Annotated in this window: 20 protein-coding genes; 10 read left to right on the forward strand and 10 right to left on the reverse strand. The window is 68.0% G+C overall.

The window, feature by feature from the left end:
* The first annotated feature begins 70 nt into the window (after positions 1-70).
* The 5 genes from QQZ18_RS20375 to QQZ18_RS20395 all read left to right on the forward strand — a co-directional run bounded on the left by QQZ18_RS20375 (position 71) and on the right by QQZ18_RS20395 (position 2,933).
* Positions 71-355 (forward strand): hypothetical protein, encoded by a 285-nt coding sequence (locus QQZ18_RS20375; protein ID WP_284542961.1) that lies wholly within the window; start codon positions 71-73, stop codon positions 353-355.
* Entirely contained in the window at positions 348-1,577 is a 1,230-nt protein-coding gene (locus tag QQZ18_RS20380; RefSeq protein ID WP_284542817.1) for a TCR/Tet family MFS transporter, read from the forward strand. The genes QQZ18_RS20375 and QQZ18_RS20380 overlap by 8 nt, the downstream gene beginning before the upstream one ends.
* A gap of 44 nt (positions 1,578-1,621) precedes the next feature.
* Positions 1,622-1,978 carry a TA system antitoxin ParD family protein gene (locus QQZ18_RS20385; RefSeq protein WP_284542818.1) on the forward strand — a complete coding sequence of 119 codons (357 nt, stop codon included), beginning with the start codon at positions 1,622-1,624 and terminating at the stop codon, positions 1,976-1,978.
* On the forward strand, positions 1,975-2,562 hold the full coding sequence (locus QQZ18_RS20390; protein ID WP_284542819.1) for a zeta toxin family protein: 588 nt from the start codon (positions 1,975-1,977) through the stop codon (positions 2,560-2,562). Before QQZ18_RS20385 ends, QQZ18_RS20390 begins: the two co-directional genes overlap by 4 nt.
* A gap of 62 nt (positions 2,563-2,624) precedes the next feature.
* A complete protein-coding gene (locus QQZ18_RS20395) occupies positions 2,625-2,933 on the forward strand; it encodes a HigA family addiction module antitoxin (protein ID WP_284542820.1) in 309 nt (102 codons plus the stop codon).
* A 72-nt stretch (positions 2,934-3,005) separates the two neighbouring features.
* On the opposite strand, the gene carA is transcribed toward QQZ18_RS20395, so the two are convergent.
* Together carA and QQZ18_RS20405 are read right to left on the reverse strand one after the other, a co-directional pair.
* Complete coding sequence (gene carA, locus QQZ18_RS20400; RefSeq protein ID WP_284542821.1) at positions 3,006-4,205, reverse strand: glutamine-hydrolyzing carbamoyl-phosphate synthase small subunit; 1,200 nt, start codon at positions 4,203-4,205, stop codon at positions 3,006-3,008.
* A 134-nt stretch (positions 4,206-4,339) separates the two neighbouring features.
* Positions 4,340-5,779 carry an MFS transporter gene (locus QQZ18_RS20405; protein ID WP_284542822.1) on the reverse strand — a complete coding sequence of 480 codons (1,440 nt, stop codon included), beginning with the start codon at positions 5,777-5,779 and terminating at the stop codon, positions 4,340-4,342.
* A gap of 117 nt (positions 5,780-5,896) precedes the next feature.
* Between QQZ18_RS20405 and QQZ18_RS20410 the strand changes: the two genes are divergently transcribed.
* Both QQZ18_RS20410 and QQZ18_RS20415 read left to right on the forward strand, forming a co-directional pair.
* The gene (locus QQZ18_RS20410; RefSeq protein ID WP_284542823.1) at positions 5,897-6,358 is read left to right on the forward strand and encodes an Rrf2 family transcriptional regulator; all 462 of its coding nucleotides are present in this window, start codon (positions 5,897-5,899) and stop codon (positions 6,356-6,358) included.
* 98 nt (positions 6,359-6,456) lie between these two features.
* Positions 6,457-6,864 (forward strand): GFA family protein, encoded by a 408-nt coding sequence (locus QQZ18_RS20415; RefSeq protein WP_284542824.1) that lies wholly within the window; start codon positions 6,457-6,459, stop codon positions 6,862-6,864.
* Between the two features lie 36 nt (positions 6,865-6,900).
* On the opposite strand, the gene QQZ18_RS20420 is transcribed toward QQZ18_RS20415, so the two are convergent.
* From QQZ18_RS20420 to QQZ18_RS20440, 5 genes are all read right to left on the reverse strand, one after another.
* Complete coding sequence (locus tag QQZ18_RS20420) at positions 6,901-7,872, reverse strand: glycerophosphodiester phosphodiesterase family protein (RefSeq protein ID WP_284542825.1); 972 nt, start codon at positions 7,870-7,872, stop codon at positions 6,901-6,903.
* 86 nt (positions 7,873-7,958) lie between these two features.
* Complete coding sequence (locus QQZ18_RS20425; RefSeq protein ID WP_284542826.1) at positions 7,959-8,300, reverse strand: YciI family protein; 342 nt, start codon at positions 8,298-8,300, stop codon at positions 7,959-7,961.
* A 65-nt stretch (positions 8,301-8,365) separates the two neighbouring features.
* Positions 8,366-9,148 (reverse strand): ArsR/SmtB family transcription factor, encoded by a 783-nt coding sequence (locus QQZ18_RS20430; protein ID WP_284542827.1) that lies wholly within the window; start codon positions 9,146-9,148, stop codon positions 8,366-8,368.
* A gap of 21 nt (positions 9,149-9,169) precedes the next feature.
* The gene (locus tag QQZ18_RS20435; RefSeq protein ID WP_284542828.1) at positions 9,170-9,928 is read right to left on the reverse strand and encodes a sulfite exporter TauE/SafE family protein; all 759 of its coding nucleotides are present in this window, start codon (positions 9,926-9,928) and stop codon (positions 9,170-9,172) included.
* A gap of 160 nt (positions 9,929-10,088) precedes the next feature.
* Entirely contained in the window at positions 10,089-11,414 is a 1,326-nt protein-coding gene (locus tag QQZ18_RS20440; protein WP_284542829.1) for a PQQ-dependent sugar dehydrogenase, read from the reverse strand.
* A gap of 191 nt (positions 11,415-11,605) precedes the next feature.
* Here QQZ18_RS20440 and QQZ18_RS20445 point away from each other — a divergent pair, with 191 nt between their 5' ends.
* A complete protein-coding gene (locus QQZ18_RS20445; protein ID WP_284542830.1) occupies positions 11,606-12,712 on the forward strand; it encodes a helix-turn-helix domain-containing protein in 1,107 nt (368 codons plus the stop codon).
* On the opposite strand, the gene QQZ18_RS20450 is transcribed toward QQZ18_RS20445, so the two are convergent.
* The 3 genes from QQZ18_RS20450 to QQZ18_RS20460 all read right to left on the reverse strand — a co-directional run bounded on the left by QQZ18_RS20450 (position 12,675) and on the right by QQZ18_RS20460 (position 14,809).
* Complete coding sequence (locus tag QQZ18_RS20450; protein ID WP_284542831.1) at positions 12,675-13,712, reverse strand: alpha/beta hydrolase family protein; 1,038 nt, start codon at positions 13,710-13,712, stop codon at positions 12,675-12,677. The genes QQZ18_RS20445 and QQZ18_RS20450 overlap by 38 nt on opposite strands.
* A gap of 151 nt (positions 13,713-13,863) precedes the next feature.
* Positions 13,864-14,409 carry a glutathione peroxidase gene (locus QQZ18_RS20455; protein WP_284542832.1) on the reverse strand — a complete coding sequence of 182 codons (546 nt, stop codon included), beginning with the start codon at positions 14,407-14,409 and terminating at the stop codon, positions 13,864-13,866.
* Positions 14,410-14,428: 19 nt separating this feature from the next.
* Positions 14,429-14,809, reverse strand: a complete 381-nt coding sequence (locus QQZ18_RS20460) for a hypothetical protein (RefSeq protein ID WP_284542833.1) — start codon at positions 14,807-14,809, stop codon at positions 14,429-14,431.
* Positions 14,810-15,109: 300 nt separating this feature from the next.
* Here QQZ18_RS20460 and QQZ18_RS20465 point away from each other — a divergent pair, with 300 nt between their 5' ends.
* Together QQZ18_RS20465 and dnaG are read left to right on the forward strand one after the other, a co-directional pair.
* The gene (locus tag QQZ18_RS20465) at positions 15,110-16,579 is read left to right on the forward strand and encodes a mannitol dehydrogenase family protein (protein ID WP_284542834.1); all 1,470 of its coding nucleotides are present in this window, start codon (positions 15,110-15,112) and stop codon (positions 16,577-16,579) included.
* Between the two features lie 95 nt (positions 16,580-16,674).
* A complete protein-coding gene (gene dnaG / locus QQZ18_RS20470) occupies positions 16,675-18,681 on the forward strand; it encodes a DNA primase (protein WP_284542835.1) in 2,007 nt (668 codons plus the stop codon).
* Positions 18,682-19,128: the final 447 nt, after the last annotated feature.

The raw sequence follows: 19,128 nt of genomic DNA on the forward strand, positions 1-19,128 counted from the left end.
GATTGATGGTCCCCCTCGCTTGCGTTTGACGCCGCCACCTCCATTTAGTACATGAGTACATGTGTACCAAATGGAGGTGGCGATGGCCGGCATGGTGGTGGAGCGGGTGCAGACGGGAATCCGCATCGAGAAGCGCATTCTGAAGGTGCTGAAGGCGCTGGCCGAGCATGGCGACATCACGCTGGGCGACCTCGTCGAGGGCATCGTGCTGCATGCCTTCGAAGGCAAGACGCCGTTCTCGCCGGCGACGCTGGAGGTGATCGCCCAACTGAAGGCCATCTACGGCCTCGATCTCGACGCCGGCGCCAGCCACAAGCTGACCGAACGCGGCGAGGGGGAGGGCGGCCGTGGCTGACGCGACGCTTGCCGGTCGGAGGGGCGGCTTTCCGTTCGTGCTGGCCACCGCCTTTCTCGACGCGGCAGGCTTCGGCATGGTGCTGCCGGTGCTGCCGGCGCTGATCGCCTCGCTCACCGGTGACGGCATGGGCGCGGCGGCCGTCGAGGGCGGCCGGCTGACCTTCGCCTACGCGGCGATGCTGTTCCTGGTCTCGCCGTTGATCGGTGGCCTGTCCGACCGCTTCGGGCGGCGGCCGCTTCTCATCCTCGCCATTGCCAGCTTCGCGCTCGACAACCTGATCTGCGCCCTGGCGCCGTCGCTCGCCTGGCTCTATCTCGGCCGCCTCTTGTCGGGCATCTCCGGCAGCACCGGCCCGGTGATCGGCGCCTATGTCGCCGACACCACGGCGCCCGACGAGCGCGCCGGCCGGTTCGGCCGCGTCGGCATGGCCTTCGGCGCCGGTTTCATGCTGGGGCCGGCGCTGGGCGGTCTCGTCGGCGAGTTGTCGCCGCGCGCGCCCTTCCTGGCCGCCGCGCTGCTCGCCCTCGTCAACGCCTGCGTCGGCTGGGCTTTCCTGAAGGAGAGCCTGCCGGTGGAAAGGCGGCGCCCATTGGACATCAAGCGGTCCAATCCCTTCGGCGCGCTGCGGTTCATTGCCGGCGTTGCCGGCATCGGCCTGCCGATCTTGGTGCTGGTGCTGATGCAGGTGGCGCACGACTCGCTGCCCGCCGTCTGGACCTTCTCGCTGAAGGAGCGCTTCGGCTGGGGCGAACGGGAGATCGGCCTGTCGCTGACGCTGGTCGGCGTGGTGATGACGGCGGTGACCGGCTTCGTCGTGGGGCCATCGGTGAAACGCTTCGGCGAACAGGGCGCGGCGATGGTCGGGCTGGCGGTGGCCGGCGTCGGCTTCCTGGGCTTCGCCTTTGCGACCTCGGGCGCGACGATCACGCCGTTCATCGCCGGCTTCGCCTTCATCGGCCTCGTCGGGCCGTCGCTCACAGCGGTGATGAGCCGTCGCGTTTCCGCCGACCGACAAGGCGAATTGCAAGGGGCGATCGGCGCGGTAAAGGGCATCACCATGGCACTGGCGCCGATCCCGATGACCGAGCTGTTCGGCTACTTCACCTCCGACGCCGCGCCGGTGCACTTTGCCGGCGCGCCCTTCCTATTGTCGGCGGTTCTGATGGGGGTGGCGCTGGTGGTGATCGGAATGGATCGAAGAGTGCGGCAAGCATCTTGAAGAGTGGGTGGCATTTTGCTACCTTTCGACCATGGGAGGCGGTAATGGCCCAGTCCGTGAAGCTTGCTGACGACATCATGGCCCTTGTCCGGCGCGAGGCCGATCTTCACAGCCGCTCCGTTGCCGGCCAGCTGACACACTGGATCAAGATAGGCCGAGCCATCGAACGCTCCGGCAACTTCAACTATGCGCGGATTACCGCCGCGCTCGAAGCCGGGCTCGATACGACGGAGCTGGGCGAAGAAGAAGAGGCCGCCTGGCTCGACGAGTTCACCGCCAAGATGGCGGAGCCATCGACGGCCGAGGCTGCGTTTTTCGAAAAGCGCAAGATGCTGGGCAAAGGCGTCGGTCTCGATGCGGGCGGCAATCTCGTCTACCAGAAAGGTGACGCGGTCGAATGAGGCCGAGCCTCGTTCTGCTTGCCGGACCCAACGGCGCCGGCAAGTCCACGCTCTACGAGACGCGTGTCGCGCCGCGTTTTGCCGGGCCTTTCATCAATGCCGACGTCATCCAGCGCGATGAGCTCAAGGACGTTTCTGTCGAGGCGTCCTACAAGGCAGCCGAGATCGCGGCGGCTCGTCGGCTGGAGATGCTGGCCGAGGGCAGGAGCTTCGCGACCGAGACGGTCTTCTCCCATCCCTCGAAACTTGATGTCATCGAGGTTGCCCGGCAGCGGGGATACATCGTCATCGTCATGCACGTCGGCATCGACAGTCCCGACCTTTCGGTTGCTCGCATTCGGGAACGTGTCTCCGAAGGCGGTCATGACGTGCCCGAGGACAAGGTCCGCGCCCGGTTCGATCGTGGAGGCCCCCTGATCCGTCAGGCCGTGCTGCGCGCCGATCGTGGCTTGGTCTATGACAACTCAAGGCTCAACGAGCCGCCGCGACAGGTCCTCGCTTTTGCAGACGGACGCCTGAGCCAAGTCGCTCCCGACTTGCCGCAATGGGCACTGTCGATTTACGCCGACGACCTCGTGATCTAGGCTGTTGTTCATTTCAACAGCTGTCCGCGTCGATTTCGAGCAGTATCACTGAGAGGTTCGACATGACCGAGTATATCGCCAAGCGGGGCGCCGATCGGTGTCCGAACCATCCGGGTGCGCTGTTGGATGAAATCATCCCCGCGACCGGCAAGTCCAAGGTGGAGATTGCCTCCCTGCTCGGGATTTCCCGGCAGCAGCTCTACGACATCATTGGTGAGCGCAAGCCCGTTTCGCCGCAGATGGCCGCTCGTCTGGGCAAGCTGTTCGGCGATGGCGCCGGCGTCTGGCTGCGCATGCAGGCTGCCCACGATGCCTGGAAGGCCGAACATGAGGTCGATGTTTCGGCCATCCCGACGCTCAAGGTGGCGTGAGGGCGTCCGCAGTCAGGCTAAAAAAGAAAACCGGCCCCTTCGGGCCGGCTCGTCGTTCGTCTATCGCTCGGCTCAGGCCCGCTCGGGCACCGGTGCCTCGCCCTTCTTCTCGCGGATCAGGTTGACGAAGCGCTTGAAGAGATAGTGGCTGTCCTGCGGGCCGGGTGACGCCTCGGGGTGGTATTGCACCGAGAAGGCCGGCTTGTCTTTCACGCGCAGGCCGCAGTTGGAGCCGTCGAACAGCGACACGTGCGTCTGCTCGACGTTGTCCGGCAGGCTGTCGGGGTCGACGGCGAAGCCGTGGTTCATCGAGGTGATCTCGACCTTGCCGGTGGTGTAGTCCTTCACCGGATGGTTGGCGCCGTGGTGGCCCTGGTGCATCTTCTTGGTTTTGGCGCCGAGGGCGAGGCCCATCATCTGGTGGCCGAGACAGATGCCGAAGGTGGGCACGCCCGACTCGATCACCGCCTTGATGGTGGGAACGGCATAGTCGCCGGTGGCGGCCGGGTCGCCGGGGCCATTCGACAGGAACACGCCGTCCGGCTGGTGGGCGAACACGTCCTCAGCCGTGGCGGTGGCCGGCAGCACCACCACCTCGCAGCCCTCGTCGACCAGAAGGCGCAGGATGTTGCGCTTGATGCCGAAGTCGAGGGCGACGACCTTGTACTTCTTGTCGATCTGCTGGCCGTAGCCCTTGTTCCAGGCCCAGCTCGCCTCGGTCCAGTCGTAGCTCTGCGGGTTGGTGACCTCGATGGCGAGGTCGAGCCCTTCGAGACCCGACCACGCCTTGGCCTTGGCCTTCAGCGCCTCGAGGTCGAACTTGCCGTCGGGCGCGTGGGCGATGACGGCGTTGGGCATGCCCTTCTCGCGGATCAGCGCGGTGAGCGCGCGCGTGTCGACGCCGGTGATGCCGACGATGCCGCGCGCCGTCAGCCAGGTATCGAAGCCCTTGAGCGAGCGGTAGTTGGAGGGGTCGGTGACCTCGTCCCTCAGCACCACGCCGCGCACGCCGCTCTCGGCGGCCATGTTGACGGTCTCGATGTCCTCGTCGTTGACGCCGACATTGCCGATGTGCGGGAAGGTGAAGGTGACGATCTGGCCGGCGTAGGAGGGATCGGTGAGGATCTCCTCGTAACCGGTCATTGCCGTGTTGAAGCAGACCTCGGCCACCGCCTCGCCTCGCGCGCCGATGCCGAAGCCCTCGATGACGGTGCCGTCGGCGAGCACCAGAACGGCGGTGGGCGTGGGTTCCTGCCAGGCGGCGATGGTCATGGCGGACGCTCCTTTGGGCTGAAAAGGCATCGCGGATCGATGCTAAGGCGCACCGAAAGGCCGGCACGGCGGGCCGCCCGGCAGATCTGAGGCTACATAGGCGAGCCGGCCGGTGGCGTCAATGACGACGGCCGTCATTCGCCGCCGGTAGCCACCGGTTTTCGGGCGAGACGGTGGAAGAGGACGCCGACGATCATCACGGCGAAGACGGCGACCGGGTAGAGGCTGGCCTCGCGCCCGGCCGCCCTGAAGGCCTCGGCCGCGCCGGCACCGTCCGAGAGGGCGGCGAGGCGGGCGCTCTGGAAGACGAGGTCGACCATGGCGAAGCCGAGGGCGGCGCCCACCTGCTGGAAAGCCTGCTGCACGCCGGCCGCCGCGCCGTGATCGGCCGGGGGAGAGGCGGCCATCACCGCCCGGAACAGCGCGTTGACCAGCGTGCCCATGCCGAGACCACTGAGGTAGTGCGCCGCCGCGAAGGGGGCGGGCGTCGGTTCGACGGCGCCGAACAGGGCGCGGATCGCCAGCATGCCCAGGGCGAACAGCAGGGCGCCGAGAGCGAGCTGGCGGTCGATCGGCTGACGCCGCATGCGGCCGACGACCAGCGAGGCGGTGAGCACGCCGGCCGGGAAGGCGGCGAGGACGAGGCCTGTGCGGTCGGGCGTCAGGCCGACGCCGGCTTGCAGGGCAGTGGACATGGCCGCGAAGATGCCGGGGCTGGTGGTGAAGACGACGGCGGTCAGCGCCACGGCGCCGACCACCAGCGGCTGCTTGACCAGCGAGGCCGGCAGGATCTGCGGCTTGCCGAGGGCGGCGGCGCGGCCGAGATGGCGGCGGAGCAGGAGGGCGACCGGCAGGGCGGCGGCGATGGGAAGGGCGATCCAGACCGGCCAGCCGGCGAGGCGGCCGATGGCGAGCGGCACCACCACCAGGAGGATGGCGAGCGAGAACAGCAGCACGCCTGGGCCGTCGAAGCCGGCGCGGTTCCTGCCGGTGTCGGGCAGGGTGATGAGGCCGCCCGCGACGATCAGCAGGCCGGCCAAGCCCTCGTAGAGAAAGATCAGCCGCCAGCCGAAGCCGCCGGGGTCGAGCGTCAGCACGGCGCCGCCGAGAACCGGGCTGAGGATGGAACCGCAGGCGGTGGTGGCGATGAACAGGCCGATGCCGCTCATCCGCCCCTCGGACGGGCCGAGCCGGGCCGCCAGCGCCATGGCCTGCGGCAAGAGGGCGGCGGCGGCGAAGCCGGCCAGAAGGCGGCTCGCAAGCAGGACGACGATGGACGTCGCCAAGGCCATCGACAGGCTGGCGACGACCCAGACGGCGGCGCCGGCCAGCAGCACCTGCCGACGCCCCTTGAGATCGCCGAGCCGGCCGAACGGCAGCAGCCCCAGGGCGAAGGCCAGCGAGAAGGCCAGCGGCACCAGCGCCAGCGTCGCCGTGTCGGGGGCGAGGTCGCGGCCGATGGCCGGCAGCGAGATGATGAGCAGCGAGATGTCCATGATGGTCGTGGCGGCGGCGAACAGCACGACGACGAGCGCCAGACGCGGATGGCTGGAGTCGGACGGCGGGGCGGACATGGCGACCTCCGTGAGGGGATAATTCGAAACTTCATAAGTTACGAAATAGGGAGCGTCAACCACTCATGTAACTTCTGTTGTTTCGTGATAGGGTGCGCCCTGTTCAAGGAGACGACGATGAGACACGACGGCCGCCTGTCGCGCATGCTGCACGTGCTGCTTCACATGGAGGAGCAGCAGCGTCCGATGACCTCGGATGAGATCGCCGGCATGCTCGGCACCAACCCGGCCCTGGTGCGGCGGACGCTGGCCGGGCTGCGCGAGGGCGGCTATGTCGTGTCCGAGCGCGGCCATGGCGGCGGCTGGGTGTTGGGCAAGCCGCTCTCCGAGATGACATTGCGCGACGTCTACGACGCGGTGGGGGCGCCGGAGGTCTTCGCGCTGGGCCTTGCCGACGACCAGCCGCAATGCCTCGTCGAGCAGGCCGTCAACACGGCGCTGCGCCAGACGCTGGACGAGGCGCGGGCGCTGCTGCTCCGGCGCTTCTCCGAGATCCGCGTGTCGGACCTGCGCGACGACTTCGCCGCCCGCGCCGCCGCGCTGGGGATTGTCCCGGGGATGAGCTGCTCCGAAAGGTGATCCCGGCCTCTGGTTGGGATATCTCGTTTTCCGGCCGACAAGCTGGCAGACTGTGGGGCCGCTGCGATTCCGCGTCGGACGAACAGGAGTCTATCGCGATGCCCTCAACCACCTCCGGCTCCTGTCAGTGCGGCGCCGTCCAGTTTCAGGTCTCGGGTGAGTTCGAGGCCTTCTTTCTTTGCCATTGCCAGCGCTGCCGGAAGGACACGGGGTCCGCGCATGCGGCCAACCTGTTTTCGTCGTCGGCGAAGCTGAACTGGGTTTCCGGTCATGACAGCGTCCGGACCTACCGGGTTCCGGAGACCCGCCACCAAAAGAGCTTTTGCGTGACCTGCGGGGCCGCCGTTCCGAGCGTTCAGGCGAATGGGGCTTTGTTGGTGGTGCCTGCCGGCAGCCTGGACAGCGCCATCGACATCCGCCCCAATGCCCATATCTGCTGTTCAAGCGCGGCGGAGTGGGACGACAACCTGGAGACCATCCCGAAGCTGGATGGCCTGCCAGGTTAGGTTCGCCGCGATCCTCAGTCCCCGGCGTCGAAGCGCTCAGCCGCCCTTCAGGAGCGGCCCGATGGTCTCGACCTTGTTGGTCCAGACGTAGCCGTCGAAGCCCTTGGGGACCTTGGCGGCCAGCTCCTCTGTGTCGATGCCGGTGGAGAAATCGCCGGCATAGGGGCCGACCAGGATCACCGTGCTGCCGGCGTCGCGCATGCGCTTCAGGAAGCGGTGCGGCCAGCCCCAGGCGTAGGGTGCGTAGTCGACCGGCAGGGCGACGATGGTGTTGCGGCAGCCACTCGGCACGATGCCGGTCCAGCCGTAGGCCTCATAGGGCAGGAGGCAGCCCTTGATCATCGTCCGGTCGAAGCCCTTGAGGCCGGGCACCCCCTTGAGCGCCGCCTGCGTCGGCTCGGAGCCGCCATAGACGCCGAAGGTGGCGGCGCGCGCCGTCGGGTCGGCGTTGAGCATGGCGGCCAGCGCCTCGCCCTCCTCGACGCGCCGGCTCTTGAAGTTGACGAGGAAAGAGCCTTCCGGGAAGGCGGCGTAGACGTCTTCGAGGCGGGGCATCAGGCCGACGCCCTTGCCGCGCAGCGGAAAGGTCTTGCCGCCGTCGGCGGTGTAGCCATAGCCGACGTCCAGCGTCTTGAGCGTCGTCCACGGCGTTTCCTCGGTGACGCCATGGCCCTCGGTGCGGCAGTCGATCGTCCAGTCGTGCAGGACGGCGAACACCTTGTCGGGCGTCAGGTGGATGTCGAGCTCCACCACATCGGCGCCGGCGGCGAAGGCGGCGCGCATTGAGGGGATGGTGTTCTCCATGAACGGATGGCTGGGCGGGTCGATGCGGGCCGCCGTGCAGGTCTCGGCGTCGAGACCGACGCGCGAATAGGTCTGGTGGACGCCGCGATGGGCGAGGATGCGCGGCGTGCCGGGCGATGCCGGCTCGGCCAGCCAGGAGGCGTTCAAGAGATAGACGGCGCCGGCGACGAGGACGACGCCAGCCAGGATTTTCTTTCCGCGCATGTAGCTCTCCCTTGCTGCCCCGGCGAACGGATAGCGGTCAAATGCGGCGCCATCCAGCCATCGGGGCGGCGGGAATGGGCCGTATGTTACGCCGTCGCCCGCTCCATCCAGACCGGCCGGACCTCGATGGTCGCCGCCTTGGCCATCGGGTGCCGGCGCGCCAGCTCCAGCGCTTCGTCCTGGTCGCGGCAGTCCACCAGCTCGAAGGCACACATCTGCTCGGCCGCATCGGAGAACGGGCCGTCGACGATCTCAACCTTGCCGTCGCGGATCCTGACGGTCTGCGCCGTGTCGGCCGGCTGCAAGGGCTTGCCGGAAATGCGCTTGCCCCGCGCCGTGGTGTCCTCGATCCAGGCGAGGATGTCGCCGACGAGGCTTTCGGTCGGCTGGAAGTCGGCGTCGTGGCTGATGATGAGAAGATACTGCAAGGTCGTCTCCAATCTTGAAAAAGATGGGGTTGCAAGCGTTCGGGGAGTTTGAGGGTTCGCAGCGGTCAGGGGGTATCGTCGGCGTCCAGCCATCTCAGCGAGCCGGGCGTCGTCAGGATGTCGCCGGTCTCAAGCAGGGTCTTGAGGCCGGAGAGAACCATCGGCCATCCGCCGTAGAGCTGTGGGCTGGCTCCGCGCGGAAGGTCGTCGTGCGTCAACACCAGACGGCACGTGTCTTCGATCTTCTCGATGTCGATGACGACGCGAGAAGGGCCGTATTTCTCGACCTCCTCGCTCCAGTGGGCGGAGTAGGTCGTAACGAGGCGCCAGGGCGGATCGGCCTCCACGATCGTGCCCGAGACGACGAGCCGCCCCTGTCCGGTCGCGGTGTATTCGGAGCCGGGGCGATAGTCCGAAACCACCTTGAGGCCGAACTGATATTTCTCTCTCATCTCCGGGTCGGTCAGGGCTTGCCAAAGGGCCTGAGGCGACGCGCGGATGTAGCTTTCGTAGACGACGCTCATCATCTTGCCCTCGGTGTAGTCCCGAAGGCCGAAGGTCGCCTGCTCGGCGATGTATTTCTGCATCCATCGCGCATACATCTCGCGAACGGGCGCAGCGTTGAGGAAGTGGAGCTTCTCGCGCCCCACCTTGCGAACGACGACGAGGCCGGCGTCTTCAAGCAGCTTGAGGTGTTTGGCCACCCCGAACCGCGACATGCAGAACTTCGATTCGAGTGAACTCAGGCTTTGCCCGTCCTCGACGTTGAGGGCGTCGAGCAAGGCGCGGCGCGTGGGGTCGGAGAGTGCCCTGAACAGCTCATCCATGGCCTGACAATATGAGACCATATGGTCTCATGTCAAGAGGCGTCAGCGCAGCATGCCGTCGAGCAGCGGCAGGCCGATGACCACGGCGAGCGCGATCAGGCAGAGGCAGATGCGGCGGAAGGTGGCCTCGGAGGCGACGCCGAACAGGCGCGACCCGCCCCAGAGGCCGATGCCGTAGGCCGGCGCCGTCATCAGGCAGAGCGGCACCAGCGCCGACACGAACAGGCCGCCCCAGAGGTAGTTGAGCAGCGTCAGCGCCGTCGACACCTCGAAATAGAGCACGATATTGGCGCGCACGATGTTGGCTGGAATGGCGCCGCCCAGCCAGTAGGCGATCACCGGCGGCCCGCCCACCTGGCTCGCGCCCGAGAACAGGCCCGACAGCGCGCCGACGCCGACGGTGAGCGGCGGCTTGGGCCGGCCGTGGTAGCGCCAGCCCGACAGCAGCAGCGCCAGAAGCGCGGCGCAGATGCCGATGATCGCCCAGCGGATGGTCAGCGGATCGAGGTGGGTGAGGAGGTAGACGCCGGTGGGCACGCCGACCAGCGCCCCGAGCGACATCACCGCCACCTCGCGCCGGTCGGCACGGCGGAAGGCGTCGGGCACCAGGCCGAGGGTGGTGACGGCGTCGATGATCAGAATGACCGGCGCGGCAAGGCGCGGCCCGATCAGCGCGCTGGCCACCGGCATGAAAATCAGCGCCGCGCCGAAGCCGGAAAAGCCGCGCGCCAGCCCGGCGACGAAGGTGGTGACGATCAAGAGCGTCAGCGTGGCGGGGGTGAGATCGGCGGGAAGCGGCATGGACGGCGACTCGGAACGGCGCCGGGGCGGCGTCGATGTGTCCTAGCCTGGGGAGGGGCAACGCGTAAACGGGCCTTCCGTTACTTATGAGGAAATTTGTGCTGGCGTTGTCTTCCTGCAACGCCAGTGATTTCACGGTGCCAGGGGAAAATTATGCGGATCATTTGGCGGTCACGCGCCAGATGGCGTTGCCGACATCGTCGGCGACCAGCAGGCCGCCGCGCCCGTCGGGTGCCACGCCAACCGGCCGGCCCTTGGCCTCGCCCTCGGCATTGACGAAGCCGGTGAGAACGTCGCGCGGTGGGCCTGCCGGCTTGCCGCCCGCGAAGGGCACGAAGATCACCTTGTAGCCGGCGAGCGGCTTGCGGTTCCACGAGCCGTGCTGGCCGACGAAGGCGCCGGCCTTATACGGTGCGGGAAGGCCGCTGTTGCCGGTGATGGCAAGGCCGAGCGAGGCGGTGTGGGCGCCGAGTGCGTAGTCGGGCACGATGGCCCTGGCGACGAGGTCGGGTCGGGGCGGCTTGACGCGGACGTCGACGTGCTCTCCGAAGTAGCTGTAGGGCCAGCCGTAGAAGCCGCCGTCCTTCACCGAGGTCATGTAGTCGGGCACGAGATCGCTGCCGATCTCGTCGCGCTCGTTGACGGCGGTCCACAGCGTGGTGCCGGAGAAGGCGAGGCCGTTGGGGTTGCGGAGGCCGGTGGCATAGGGGCGATGGGCGCCGGTTCGCGCATCCACCTGCCAGATCTGCGCCCGGTCCGCCTCCACGTCCATGCCGTTCTCGCCGACGTTGCTGTTGGAGCCGATGCCGGCGTAGAGGAACCGGCCGTCGGGGCTGGCGACAAGGTTCTTGGTCCAGTGGTGGTTGATGGTGCCGCCGGGCAGCTCGGTCAGCCGGGCGCCGGGGCTGCTAATGGCCGTGTCGCCGCGTTTGTAGGGATAGCGCATGATGGCGTCGGTGTTGGCGACGTAGAGCGTGTCGCCGACGAGAGCCATGCCATAGGGCGAGTTCAGCCCGCCGAGGAAGGCGCTGCGATACTCGGCGACGCCGTCGCCATCGGCGTCGCGCAGAAGCGTGATGCGGTTGGCGCTGGGGCCGCCGGCACCGGCGCGGGCCATGACGCGCCGCATGACGAAGCCGACGAGGCCGGGGCTGTCGTCCGGCTTGGGCGGCGCGGCCGTCTCGGCCACCAGCACGTCGCCGTTGGGCAGCACCAGCACGTTGCGCGGGTGATCGAGCCCGGTGGCGAAGGCGGAGACGGCGAGGCCGGCTGCCGGCATCGGCGTCTCCCCGGCCGGCCAGCCGATGGCCGGCGCGATGTTGACGGTGGGAATGGTCCGGTTGACGGGCGGAACGATCCGGGGCGCCGGGCCGATGTCGGCCGCGGGCGGCAGGATGGAATGGTCGCCGCAGCCGGCCAGGACGAGCGCCAGAAGCAGCGGCAGACCCGGCGCGGCACCGCGCCTTGCAAAATCGGATACGCGCATGCCCAGGTCTCCTCTAAGGGAAACTACGCTGGGCGCATCGTGTCGGGGTGTCAAGCAGGGAAGGGACGGCCCGTCGTCCTGGCCTTTCCAAGGGAGCGGCCATGTTTCTAGCGCGTGGGCGATGCGCTATGAACCCCTTGCAACGCCGGACCTGAAGCCGGCCCCCGTTCGCAGGACCGAGTGCGCCCGTGATGCCGGCCATACCTCTTCCCTTCGTCGTTTCGCTGCTGCTGGTGCTGCTCCTGGCGCGGCTCGTCGCCCAGCGCGAACCGACGCTGCGTCCGGCCGTGGTGTTCGTCGGCGCCTGCGCCGCGCTGACGGTGATCGTCGGGCTGCGCTGGAGCTTCGATGCGCGGGTCTTGCGCTTCCTGCAGCCGATCGTTGCCTCGACGCTGCCGCCCATCGCCTGGGCTTGCTTCTCCGAGCTGTCGGGGGGCGGACGCGCCGGGCGGCGCTGGATGCACGCCGTTCCGGTCGGCGTCGTCGTCGCCCTCTCGGCAAGCTGGCCGCTGTGGCAGCCGCCGATCGATCTGGTGCTGGCGGCGGTGTTCTTCGGATATGGCTTTGCGTTGCTGCGGATCGGATCGGCCGGTGCCGACGGGCTGCCGGCCGCGCGCCTCTCCGACACGCCGAGGGCGCAGAGGGCCACCCTCGTCGCCGGGGCGATGCTGGTCGGGTCCGGGGCGGTCGACGTGCTGGTGGCCGGCGACTTCGGCCTCTATCAGGGCGCCCACGCCGCGACCATCGTCGGCCTGACCAACCTGTTGGCGCTGCCGCTGATCGCCTACGCGGTGGTGATCGCCGGCAGGAGCGTGGCGGCGCCGGAGGTCCTGATGCCGCTTCCGGATGGGGCTGCCGGGGCCGCCGAGATCGCGGCTCCAGGCCCGCCGCAACCGGAGACCCGGACGTCCGATGACGCCGAGATCGTCGCCGCCGTCGACGCCCTGATGCGGACGAAGCGCCTCTACCGCGATCCCGACCTCAGCCTCGATCGGCTGGCCCGCCGCGCCGGCATTCCGGCGCGCCAGATCTCTACGGCGATCAACCGCGTCTTCGGCCGCAACGTGTCGCAGGTGCTCAACGAGTATCGCATCGAGGAGGCCAAGCGGCTGCTGGCCTCGTCCGACTTGCCGGTGACCGCCATCCTGTTCGACGTCGGTTTCCAGACCAAGTCGAACTTCAATCGCGAGTTCCTGCGCGTAACGGGCATGACCCCGAGCGACTACCGCCGGTCGGGCGCGCGGCCGTCCGCCGACGGGCCTAGCGCGGTGGAAGCGCCTTCGCCAGAAACGCGGTGACCCTGTCGGCGACCTCTCGGTGAAGCGCCTGCCGGCTCCGCGCCCCGCCGTCGCGGCAGACGATGCCGTCGCCCGGTGTCTCCGCCTCGATCAAGTCGGCCGCCCCCGGCTTGCAGATCTGCATGAAGCTGAAATGCATGGCGTCGGGTATCTCGACATAGGTGGAGGTCGCCTTCGGCAGGTGGGCGGCGAGATAGCCGGACTCGAGCCGGGCGGGCAGGTCGCCGATATCGACGCCCGCGCCGATGACCAGCGCCGGCACCGGATAGGCGGCAAGGCTGTCGGGCGTGAAGCCACGGGCAAGCCCGAGGTCAAGCGACACGATGGCGCCGACCCGGGCATCGCGCAGGTCCGCTTGCAGCATGGGTTCCGCGCCCGGTTCGAGCCCCAGCTCGGCGGCGAGGCCGCAGGTTCGCGGGTTCGGCTGGCTCACGCAGTCGCTTGCGAAGCGATCCGCGTCAAAGCGCGCGCCGCCGAGGGCGGCCACCGTACATCCGCCGAGGGAGTGGCCGATGGCGGCGATGCGCCGGGCGTCGATCGCGCCCGCCAGCGAGGGAGCTTCGGTCAGCGCGTCGATCACGCGGCCAAGGTCGCGCGGGCGCTGCCAGAGCCGGGCCGCCTGGCGCGGCGACCGGTCGAAGGTGGTGGTTCCCGGATGATCGGGCGCGGCGACGACGTAGCCGTTCTGGACCAGTTCCCCGGCCAGCCAGTTGAGGTTCCGCCAGCTGCCGCCGTAGCCGTGGGAGAGGACGACGAGCGGGTGCGTTTCGCCGGTCGGCTTGGCGTCCGTGATCGCGAGCAGGCCGACGAAGGCGAGGTTGGCGCCGACCTCCGCGACCGGGCCGGTGTCGCCGGTCGGATACCAGATGCTGACGTGGAGCGGACGGTCGCCGTGGGCATCGGCCAGTTCGGTCTGCCGGAAGCCGATGGAGTCGGCGGCTTGGGCGGCCGGCATGGCAAGGGCGGCGAGCAGGACGGCGTAGGGGATGGGGTTCGGCATGGACGTCTCCGGCAAGGTGGGGCGGCTGTTCCTTGCCGTGCATCCACCGCCATGGAGACCTGAAACGCGATCGAGGACGTGCCGGTCGGCGCTTTCTCGCGGTTGGCGACCCGCCCCGGCGCTGAGCCGAGGCGGAACGCCGGGGTCGATGTCAGAGCGCCTTTTCGATCGCCGCGACGATGATGTCGGCGTCGGGGGCGGTGTCGGGCGAGAAGCGGTCGATGACTTTGCCGTCGCGGCCGATCAGGAACTTCTCGAAGTTCCACAGCACTTCCGGCGCCTCGGTGGGCGTGATGCCGTGGCCGCGCAGCGCGGCGCGGAAGTCGGTGCCCGGCAGCGTGCGCGCCTCGGGCTTCTCGGCGATCAGCGTCTTGTAGAGCGGGTGCTTGTCCGGGCCGGTGACGGCGATCTTGGCGAACATCGGGAAGTCGACGCCGAAGGTGGTCGAGCAGAAGGTGGCGATTTCCTCGTTGCTGCCCGGCTCCTGCCCGGCGAAGTCGTTGGCCGGGAAGCCCAGCACCTCGAAGCCGCGATCCTTGAAGCGCTGGTAGAGGTTGACGAGCACTTCGTACTGGGGCGTCAGGCCGCACTTGGAGGCGGTGTTGACGACAAGCAGCACCTTGCCGAGCCAGGGCTTCAGCGTGGTGGGCACGCCGTCGAGCGTGGCAAGCGGCGTATCGAACAGGGTCGTGGTCATTTGCACTATCCTTGGCGGTTCAGAAGGGTTTGACGGTCATCAGGCCATAGATGGCGATCAGCGTGACGATCTGGATGATCAGCGCGGTGGCGAGCCTGCCGCTGGCGCCGGCGGCCAGCGCCTTGCGGCCGCGCACGCCGGCGACGCCGTGCAGCGCCACGGCGACAAGGCCGAGCCAGGGGAAGACGAAGGTCAGCCAGTTGCCCATCCAGAGGACGACGAGGCCGGTGACGCCGGAGAGGCCCGTGGTGGCCATGGCGGCGATGTAGGTGGGACGCCACAGGCGTGGCGCGGCCTGCCCGCGCAGCGTCGGAATGAGGGCGAGAAGCGCCCAGACGACGGTGGCAAGGCAGCCGAGCATGGCAAATCCGCGATGGGCTTCGTAGAATGCAGTGTACATCGGGGCTCCCGAACGATGCTTGCGCGCAAACCCCTCGGATTCGTCGCGCGCCGATAGTGGTATTATCTGTTCAGGATGCCGTCGTCTTCGCAAGATGCCGTGAGCGGAATGGGCGGGCGTGAGGCGCCCGGCGGTGGAACAATGTGTTGATCCCATGCCTTTTCAACGCGTGCGGCGTCGCGCCGGCGGCCCTCCCGTGCGAAGGCTATCCGCAAAGGGGATGCCGCGCCCTCGGCAGCCGACGCCCGTCGTCCGGGGCTGCCGTGGCGCTCGCGTGGCGCCGTTCTGGATAGGTTGGACATGATCAAGCTCTCGAATGCCAATTTGGCCGCCCTGCCGGCCGACGTCGCCCGCCCCGCCTATGACCGAAGCAAGGTGACGGTCGGCATCGTCCACTTCGGCGTCGGCGGCTTTCACCGCGCCCATCAGGCCATGTATCTCGATCGGCTGATGAACGACGGCGAGGCGCTCGACTGGGGCATCTGCGGCGTCGGCGTCATGCCGTCCGACCGGCGCATGCGCGACGCCCTCACGTCGCAGGATGGCCTCTACACGCTGATGGTGAAGCCGGCGAGCGGCCACTATGAAGCGGCCGTCATCGGCTCCATCGTCGACTTTCTCTATGCGCCCGACGACCCCGAGGCCGTTCTCGAGATGATGGCGGCGCCGTCGACCCGCATCGTGTCGCTGACGATCACCGAGGGCGGCTACAACTTCCATCAGGTGACCGGCGAATTCGATCTCGGCAATGCCGACGTGGCGCACGATCTTGCCGCCGGCGCCGTGCCGAAGACGGTGTTCGGTCTGGTCGCCGAGGCGGTGCGCCGCCGCAGGGCGCGGGGCATCGCGCCCTTCACGGTGATGAGCTGCGACAACATCCAGAGCAACGGCGACGTGGCGAGGAAGATGTTCTGCGCCTTTGCCTACGCTAGGGATGCCGAACTCGGCGCCTTCATGGAGAGCCGCGTCGCCTTCCCCAACGCCATGGTCGATCGCATCACGCCGGTCACCACCGGCGACGACATCGCCGAAGTGGCCGGACGTTTCGGCATCGACGACGCCTGGCCCGTGGTGTGCGAGCCGTTCGCCCAATGGGTGATCGAGGACCATTTCCCGCTTGGCCGGCCCGCCTATGAAAAGGTCGGCGCGCAGATGGTGGCCGATGTGGTGCCCTACGAGCTGATGAAGCTGCGCCTGCTCAACGCCAGCCATCAAGCGCTCGCCTATCTCGGCTATCTGGCCGGCTACCGCTATGCGCACGAGGCGGCCGGCGATCCGCTGTTCGCCGAGTTCCTGCTCAACTACATGACGCTGGAGGCGACGCCGACGCTGTTGCCCGTCCCCGGCGTCGATCTCGATGCCTATCGCCGGACGCTGATCGAGCGCTTCTCCAATCCGGAGGTGCGCGACACGCTGGCCCGCCTCTGCGCCGAGAGTTCCGACCGCATTCCGAAGTTCCTGTTGCCGGTGGTGCATGCCCAGCTCAGATCGGGCGGCGATGTTTCCCGCTCGGCGGCGGTGGTGGCGAGCTGGGCTCGCTATGCCGAGGGCATCGACGAGCAGGGGCAGCCCATCGAGGTGGTGGACCGGCTGAAAGACAAGCTGATGGCGACCGCCTCGGGCAATCGCGCCAACCCCACGGCGTTCATCGAGAACCGCGAGCTGTTCGGCGATCTCGCCGACGACGCCCGCTTCGTCGCCGCCTATCGCGAGGCCCTTGCCTCGCTGCACGCGGTCGGCGCCTTGGAGACGGTTCGTCGCTATCGCTGACGCCCGTGCCGGCACAGCCCGTCGCCCTGTGATGAGCGGTGACAGGCTGTGCCGAGCCTTTGCAATGGGCCCATGCCAATGCGTATATGGCGGCCATGCGCTTTGAACCGTCTCTTCTCGACCAGATCCGGGCCCGGCTGCCGATCAGCCAGGTGGTGGGGCGGCGCGTCACCTATGACAAGCGCAAGAGCCAGCCGGCGCGCGGCGATTTCTGGGCCTGCTGCCCGTTTCATAAAGAGAAGACGTCGTCCTTCCACTGCGACGACCGGCGCGGCATCTACCATTGCTTCGGCTGCGGGGCGACGGGCGATCACTTCAAGTTCCTGACCGAGACGGAAGGGCTGACCTTCCCGGAGGCCGTCGAGCGGCTGGCCGAGGAGGCCGGCGTGCCGCTGCCCAAGGCCGACCCGCGCGACCGCGAGCGCGAGGCGGTGCGCGTCGACCTTGCCGGCGCCTGCGAGATCGCCGCCAAGTTCTTCGAGCAGAAGCTGCGCTCGCCGGAGGGCAAGCCGGCGCGCGACTACATGCTGAGGCGCGGCATTCTGGAGAAGACCTCCATCGAGTTCCGCTTCGGCTACGCGCCCGATGAGCGCGACGCCTTGAAGCGCCACCTGATCCAGAACGACGTCAAGGAGGAGACCGGCATCGCCGCCGGCCTGTTGATCAAGCCCGAGGACGGACGCGCCTCCTACGACCGCTTCCGTGGCCGGCTGATGATCCCCATCCACGACGAGCGTGGCCGCGTCGTCGCCTTCGGCGGCCGCACGCTCGACCCGGAGGGGCAGCCGAAATACCTCAATTCGCCGGAGACGCCGCTGTTCCACAAGGGGACGATGCTGTTCAACGTCCACCGGGCGCGCGAGGCGGCGCACAAGTCCGGCACGATCATCGTCACCGAAGGCTACATGGACGCCATCTCGGTCTATCAGGCCGGCATCCGCAACGTCACCGCCGCCCTGGGCACCGCCTTCACCGAGGATCATATCGCCCGTCTCTGGCGCTTCGCCGCCGAGCCGGTGATCTGCTTCGATGGCGACAAGGCCGGCGTCTCCGCTGCCCATCGGGCGATCGATCGCATCCTGCCGGCGCTCCGCAGCGGCTACTCGTTCAACTTCTGCTTCCTGCCGGGCGGCCAGGACCCCGACGACATCGTGCGGGCCGGCGGCGCTGACGCCTTCCTCGCCGAGGTGGCCAAGGCCCGGCCGCTTTCGGAAGTGCTGTGGGACCGCGAGGCGGCCGACGCCCGCGTCGACACGCCCGAGCGCAAGGCGGCGCTGGAGGCGCGCATCGACGAGCTGGTCCGCCAGATCAAGGACGACCGGGTGGCGCGGCGTTACCGCCTCGCCCTGCGCGTCAACATGTCCGAGCTGTTCTGGAGCCACGACCGGAAGGGGCGTGGCGAGGGGCGCGGAGAGTACAGGGGCGAAGGGCGCGGCGAGGGCAGGGGCGAGTTTCGCGGGGGCGAACGGCGCGAGAAGCAAGGTCTTGCCGTCGAGGCCGAACTCAAGCAGCCGAACGAGCCGGATCTTGCCAACATCGAGCGGGTGCTGCTCGGCCTCGCCGTCGAATATCCCGACCTCTACGAGGCCAACATGGAGCGGCTCGCCCGGCTGGACTTCCACGTGGCGGCGCTGGAGGATTTCAAGCGGGCGCTCTACCGCATCGCCGTCGATTTCGACGCCGACTCCGTCAGCGATTTCTACGAAGGCCTCGATGCCCGCTTCTATTTCGTGCTCAACGAGGTGCACGGCGACGAGATGAAACGCGAGGACGGTGTCAGCATCGGCCGTGGCCACAAGCTGCGCGAACGGCTGCCGATCCTGCGCTTCCACCCGCCGGAGAGCTTCGTCGAGACCTGCCTCGACCTTCTCATCGAGCGGCTGTGTCTCCGGGCGCTCTCCGCCGACATCGAACGCGACATGAAGACGGTGACGGCCGACACCGACGAGAGCTTCGCCGCCTACATCTACGAGCTGACGCGCGACCTCAACCGCCGCCGCGAGGAGCTGTTCCGCCGCGAACAGGAACTGGCCGAGGAAGCCAAGGCCATCCGCGACGCGACCACCGGCGGCGGCTCATCGCAATCCGCCCTGTGGAAGTGACCGAAATTCTACTGGGGCGGGCATCCCTGGGCATCCGCTTGGCCCGAAAAGTCTGCAACTTTTCGGGCGGATGCCCTTGGCTTAGAGCTCTGCGCTTCCGGTGCTCACGAACCTTAAGTTCGCTCCGCTCCGGTTCTCGAACTCGTCGCCATCTGCCGCACCCCAGCGAATTTCGGGCGATGCGCCCTTTGACTATGGCGACCTATATGGGCCGATCGCTCTATCCTGCCCGAGGTCCTCGCCTTCGCAAGGATGACAGCATTATATATAGGGATGACAATCGGTTAGGTGGGAGCTCTTTCATCGCGCTGTCATTTGCGACGCGTGCCGCTCATGCGGCATCAAGCTGTATGGCGCACACTCCAGCTGTTTCCCCTTTCTATCAAGTTGTCATCCTTGCGAAGGCGAGGACCTCAGGCCGGAAGGGGTGCAACGCTGATATAGCGC

Source organism: Pleomorphomonas sp. T1.2MG-36 (genome assembly GCF_950100655.1).
Lineage (GTDB): Bacteria > Pseudomonadota > Alphaproteobacteria > Rhizobiales > Pleomorphomonadaceae > Pleomorphomonas.